This window comes from Streptomyces sp. MnatMP-M17, from assembly GCF_900091995.1.
Classification (GTDB): domain Bacteria; phylum Actinomycetota; class Actinomycetes; order Streptomycetales; family Streptomycetaceae; genus Streptomyces.
Map to the genome: position 1 here is coordinate 1 of NZ_FMDK01001045.1, position 5,099 is coordinate 5,099.

Annotated in this window: 4 protein-coding genes and 1 pseudogene; 3 read left to right on the plus strand and 2 right to left on the minus strand. The window is 70.4% G+C overall.

The annotated features are described in order from the left end of the window. Window positions 1-251: 251 nt before the first annotated feature. A complete protein-coding gene (locus GA0115259_RS35630; RefSeq protein WP_256098290.1) occupies window positions 252-1,328 on the minus strand; it encodes a bile acid:sodium symporter family protein in 1,077 nt (358 codons plus the stop codon). Between the two features lie 214 nt (window positions 1,329-1,542). On the opposite strand from GA0115259_RS35630, the pseudogene GA0115259_RS35635 reads away from it, so the two are divergent. From GA0115259_RS35635 to GA0115259_RS35645, 3 genes and pseudogenes are all read left to right on the plus strand, one after another. Beyond that, window positions 1,543-1,884 (plus strand): annotated as a pseudogene (locus GA0115259_RS35635) (LysR substrate-binding domain-containing protein); the annotation flags it as partial. Window positions 1,885-2,083: 199 nt separating this feature from the next. Further along, window positions 2,084-3,907 (plus strand): AMP-dependent synthetase/ligase, encoded by a 1,824-nt coding sequence (locus tag GA0115259_RS35640; RefSeq protein WP_176732773.1) that lies wholly within the window; start codon window positions 2,084-2,086, stop codon window positions 3,905-3,907. Between the two features lie 115 nt (window positions 3,908-4,022). Continuing rightward, window positions 4,023-4,853 (plus strand): aldo/keto reductase, encoded by an 831-nt coding sequence (locus tag GA0115259_RS35645; protein ID WP_093604531.1) that lies wholly within the window; start codon window positions 4,023-4,025, stop codon window positions 4,851-4,853. Between the two features lie 73 nt (window positions 4,854-4,926). Here GA0115259_RS35645 and GA0115259_RS35650 read toward each other — a convergent pair. Continuing rightward, window positions 4,927-5,099: helix-turn-helix domain-containing protein (locus tag GA0115259_RS35650; RefSeq protein ID WP_141716833.1), on the minus strand; the 173-nt coding region annotated here is incomplete at its 5' end.

Sequence of the window (5,099 nt, forward strand, 5' to 3'; positions counted from 1 at the left end):
CGGGGGTGTCCCCCGGGAAAACACAGCATGCCGTCCGGACATGTACCTCCGGAGGCCCCGGCACCCGCACCACCCACACACCACACCCCGCGCCGCAGGCGCGCACCGCACCGCCAAGCGCGCACCGCGCCCCACACCCCGAAACCGGGCGGCGAAACCAAGCCCGTCCGGCGATTGAGGACGGAACGGCCCCGCACGGACCCGGTGGCCTTGCATCGGCGTTCAGCACTCGCGGCCAAGCGCGCCGCCGGTCAGAGCGCGGTCCGGACACGCGCCTCCGGAGGCTCCGGCACCCGCACCGGCACCGGCACCCGCACCGACCCCTCCGACGGCCCCTCGCCGGGAGGCGTGCGGCGCTTCGCGATGACCGCGCACACCATCAGCTGCATCTGGTGGAACAGCATCAGCGGCAGTACCGCGAGGCTCGCTCCCGACCCGAACAGCACGCTCGCCATGGGCAGTCCCGCCGCCAGGCTCTTCTTCGAGCCCGCGAACTGGATCGCGATCCGGTCAGCCCGACCGAAGCCCAGACGTTTCGCGCCGTACCAGCTCAGCGTCAGCATCGTCGCGAGCAGCACCGCCTCGACGGCCAGCAGCGCGGCCAGGGCGGCCGGGGTCACGCGGTGCCAGATGCCCGCGACCATGCCCTCGCCGAACGCGGTGTAGACGACCAGCAGAATCGAACCGCGGTCGACGAAGCCCAGCAGCTTCCGGTGCCGGGCGAGAAAGCCGCCGACCCAGCGGCGCAGCGCCTGGCCCGCCAGGAAGGGCAGCAGGAGCTGCACCACGATCCCGGCCAGCGAGTCGGCCGAGAATCCGGCCGTGTCGCCGCCGATCAGCAGCGCCGCGAGCACCGGTGTGAGCACGATGCCCGCGAGGCTGGAGAACGATCCGGCGCAGATCGCCGCGGGCACATTGCCGCGCGCCATGGAGGTGAAGGCGATGGACGACTGGATGGTCGACGGCACCAGACAGAGGAAGAGCAGACCGTTGTAGAGCTGCGGAGTCAGCACGGACGGGACGAGTCCTCCCGCCGCCAGGCCCAGCAGCGGAAAGACCATGAACGTGCAGGCCAGGACGGTCAGATGGAGCCGCCAGTGCCTCAGTCCTTCGACCACCTCACGGGTGGAGAGCCGGGCTCCGTAGAGGAAGAACAGCACCGCCACCGCGCCGGTCGACGCGCCGTCCGCGACCTCGGCGGACCGGCCGGTGGCCGGCAGTACGGCCGCGAGCGCGACGGTCGCGAGAAGCGCCAGGATGAAAGGATCGACGGGCAGCCACGACGGTATGCGCGGGCGTGGGGTACGGCGGCGGTCGATGTGCTCCACTACTGCAAGTGCTCCACTACTGGCTGTCGGTACGCGTCGTGCCTCCCCATCATCCGCCGGTCGCCCTTGATCGGGAATCCCGTATACCGCACTGACTGTCATCGGGCTTCGCGATAACCACATGACCTGGCCATAACCTGGCCGTATGTACGACCCAGGACAGCTCCGCACCTTTCTCGCCGTGGCGCAGACGCTCAGCTTCACTCGGGCGGCCCTCTTCCCGCCGCCCGCCATCACCCGTGCCCGCGCACTGGAGACGCTGGAGGCGCACGGCAGGAGCTGGCGCGCCGCGTGTACGAGCGCGAGCCTGAGCGGGCTGATCGCGGCGGCCCGCGCCGGGCTCGGCGTGATGGCCCATACGCGCGGGCTGGTCCCGCCGGGCCTGGTGTCCGTACCGGCCAGGGCCGGCCTGCCCGAACTGGGCGAGGTGGACTTCGTCCTGCTGCACGGACGAGGCCGCGGGCACGCGGCGGCTCAGGAGGCGGCGGACGCCCTGGCCACGGCGATCCTGGCGGCCGGCGACCGGCTGCACCGTCTGTCGTCCACCGACGCCTGACGCGCCCGCCCGGCCCCGCAAGTCCTGCCTCGTAGGTACGGACCAAGCTTCCCGGCCAGAGCTCACCCGTGTCAGTGACGTATCAGTGACGTACGGATTCGGTGCAGACTCCACCCGCTCCCGGCCCACTCCCGCCGACTCCGTGGTCAGATGTCGGCCCCGCTCCGGCGCTGCGCGGAGCGTGACAAGGAGCAAGTCATTGCGCGAGTTCACCATCCCTCCTCTGCCGGCCGCCCCCCACGTCGGTGGCCTCGCGGACGCCGTCTTCGAGCACGCGCTCGACGATCCCGGTCATGTCGTGCTCGGCCGCAAGGACGAGGAGGGCCGCTGGCGGGACATCACCTCCGCCGCGTTCCGTGACGAGGTGCTCCGGCTGGCCAAAGGGCTGCTCGCGCACGGCGTACGGTTCGGCGACCGCGTCGCGATCATGTCCCGTACCCGCTACGAGTGGACGCTCTTCGACTTCGCGCTCTGGTCCGTCGGCGCCCAGCCCGTACCTGTCTATCCCACCTCCTCCGCCGAGCAGGTCCACTGGATGCTCCATGACGCCGAGGTCTCGGCCTGCGTGGTGGAGCACGAGGACCACGCCATGACCGTCGGTTCGGTGATCGACCGGCTGCCACGGCTCCAACGGCTCTGGCAGCTCGACGCCGGCGCGGTGGCGGAGCTGTTCGCGGCGGGCGACGGGCTCGACGACGAGATGGTGCACCGCCATCGCAGGGCGGTGACGCCTGACTCCGTGGCCACGGTGATCTACACCTCGGGCACCACCGGCCGGCCCAAGGGATGTGTGATCACCCACGCCAACTTCATGTTCGAGGCGGACACGGTGCTCGGCCGCTGGGAGCCGGTCTTCCACACCAGATCGGGGGACGAGGCGTCGACGCTGCTCTTCCTCCCGCTCTCCCATGTCTTCGGGCGGATGATCGAGATCGCGGCGATCCGCGGCCGGGTGAAGCTGGGCCATCAGCCCGCGCTCCAGGCAAGCGCGCTGCTGCCCGATCTGGCCGCGTTCCGGCCGTCGTTCATCCTGGCCGTGCCGTACATCTTCGAGAAGGTCTACGCGGCGGCGCGCCGCAAGGCGGAGACCGAGGGCAGGACGGGCCCGTTCGACAAGGCCGTGGATGTGGCGGTCCGTTACGCGGAGGCGGTGGAGCGGCGGGCCTTCGGCTTCGGCCCGGGGCCCTCCGCCGCGCTGCGCGTACAGCACCAGTTCTTCGACAAGGCCGTCTACGGCAAGGTCCGCGAGGCGATGGGCGGCCGGGTACGGCATGCCATGTCCGGCGGTTCCGCGATGGACCGGCGGCTCGGGCTCTTCTTCGCGGGCGCGGGCATCACCGTCTACGAGGGCTACGGACTCACGGAGTCGAGCGCGGCGGCGACGGCCAATCCGCCCGAGCGCACGCGTTACGGCACGGTGGGACAGCCGGTCCCGGGCACCTCGGTGCGTATCGCCAGGGACGGCGAGGTGTGGCTGCGCGGCGGCCAGATCTTCTCCGGCTATCTCAACGACCCGAAGGCGACCGACGCCGTGCTGCGGGACGGCTGGCTCGCCACCGGAGATCTGGGCTCGCTCGACGAGGACGGCTATCTCACCATCACCGGGCGGAAGAAGGAGATCCTGGTGACCTCGGGCGGCAAGAGCGTGTCGCCCGGTGCTCTGGAGGAACGCGTACGGGCCCATGCGCTGGTGGCCCAGTGCATCGTGGTCGGCAATGACCGTCCGTATGTCGCCGCGCTGGTCACCGTGGACCGGGACGCCGTGGACCACTGGCTCTCCGTCCAGGGCAAACCGCCGCTGAAACCGGCCGAGCTGGTCCGGGACCCGGATCTGGAGACGGAGATCAGACGGGCGGTGGTGGCCGCGAACACGGCGGTGTCCCAGGCCGAGTCGATCCGTACGTTCCGGATCCTGGCGCATCCGTTCACCGAGGAGCACGGGCTGCTCACGCCCTCGCTGAAGCTCAAGCGCAAGGCGATCGAGACCGCGTACGCCGCCGAGGTCGACGCGCTCTACCGTTAAGCCGAGGTCGACGCGCTCTACCGTTGAGGAGGGCGGGAATCCGTCCGTCGCTGTGATCGTTGGAGCAGCGAAGAAACAGAGCAGAAGCCACCGACGACGTAAGGATCGACCGCTCGTGAGCAAGGTCCCCACGCTTACCCTCAACAACGGCATCGAGATGCCCCAGCTCGGCTTCGGCGTCTGGCAGGTACCGGACGCCGAGGCGGTGAAGGCGGTCGCCACCGCCCTGGAGTCCGGCTACCGGAGCATCGACACCGCCGCCATCTACGGCAACGAAGAGGGCACGGGCCAGGCCATCGCCGCCTCCGGGATCGCCCGGGAGGAACTGTTCGTCACCACCAAGCTGTGGAACAGCGACCAGGGATACGAGTCGGCCCTGCGCGCCTTCGACACCTCGCTGGAGAAGCTCGGGCTGGAGTATGTCGACCTGTATCTCATCCACTGGCCGAGGCCTGACGCCGGCACCTATGTGGACACGTACAAGGCGTTCGAGAAGATCCACGCGGACGGCCGCGCCAGGGCCATCGGTGTCTCGAACTTCCTTCCCGCGCATCTGGAGCGGCTGATCGGCGAGACCTCCGTGGTCCCGGCCGTCAACCAGATCGAGCTGCATCCGCAGCTTCCGCAGGCCGGGTCCCGCGCCTTCCACGCCGAGCACTCCATCACCACCGAGGCCTGGTCGCCGCTGGGCCAGGGCAAGGGACTGCTGGAGGTGCCGACGGTGGTGGCGGTCGCACGCAAGCACGAGCGGACTCCGGCGCAGGTGGTGCTGCGCTGGCACCTCCAGCTCGGGCATGTGGTGATCCCCAAGTCCGTGACGCCGTCGCGGATCCAGGAGAACATCGACGTCTTCGGCTTCGAGCTGGACGCGGACGATCTGGCGGCGTTCGCGGCGCTGGACGAGGGCAGGCGCCTCGGCCCGGACCCGGCGACGTTCAACGTCTGAGCCGGCGCCGGGCACGTCCGGCGATCGAGGCCACACACGGCGCGCGGGCGCCGCGGCGCGAGGTCCATAGGGCCTACGCACCTGTCGCGGCGCCCGCGCGGTATTCCTGCGGGCTGACGCCCCGTACGCGTTTGAACGCGGCGCTCAGCGCGAACGAGCCGCTGTAGCCGACCTTTCTGGCCACCGACTCGACCGTCGCGTCCGTACCGCGCAGCAGATCGGCGGCGAGAGCGAGCCGCCAGCCGG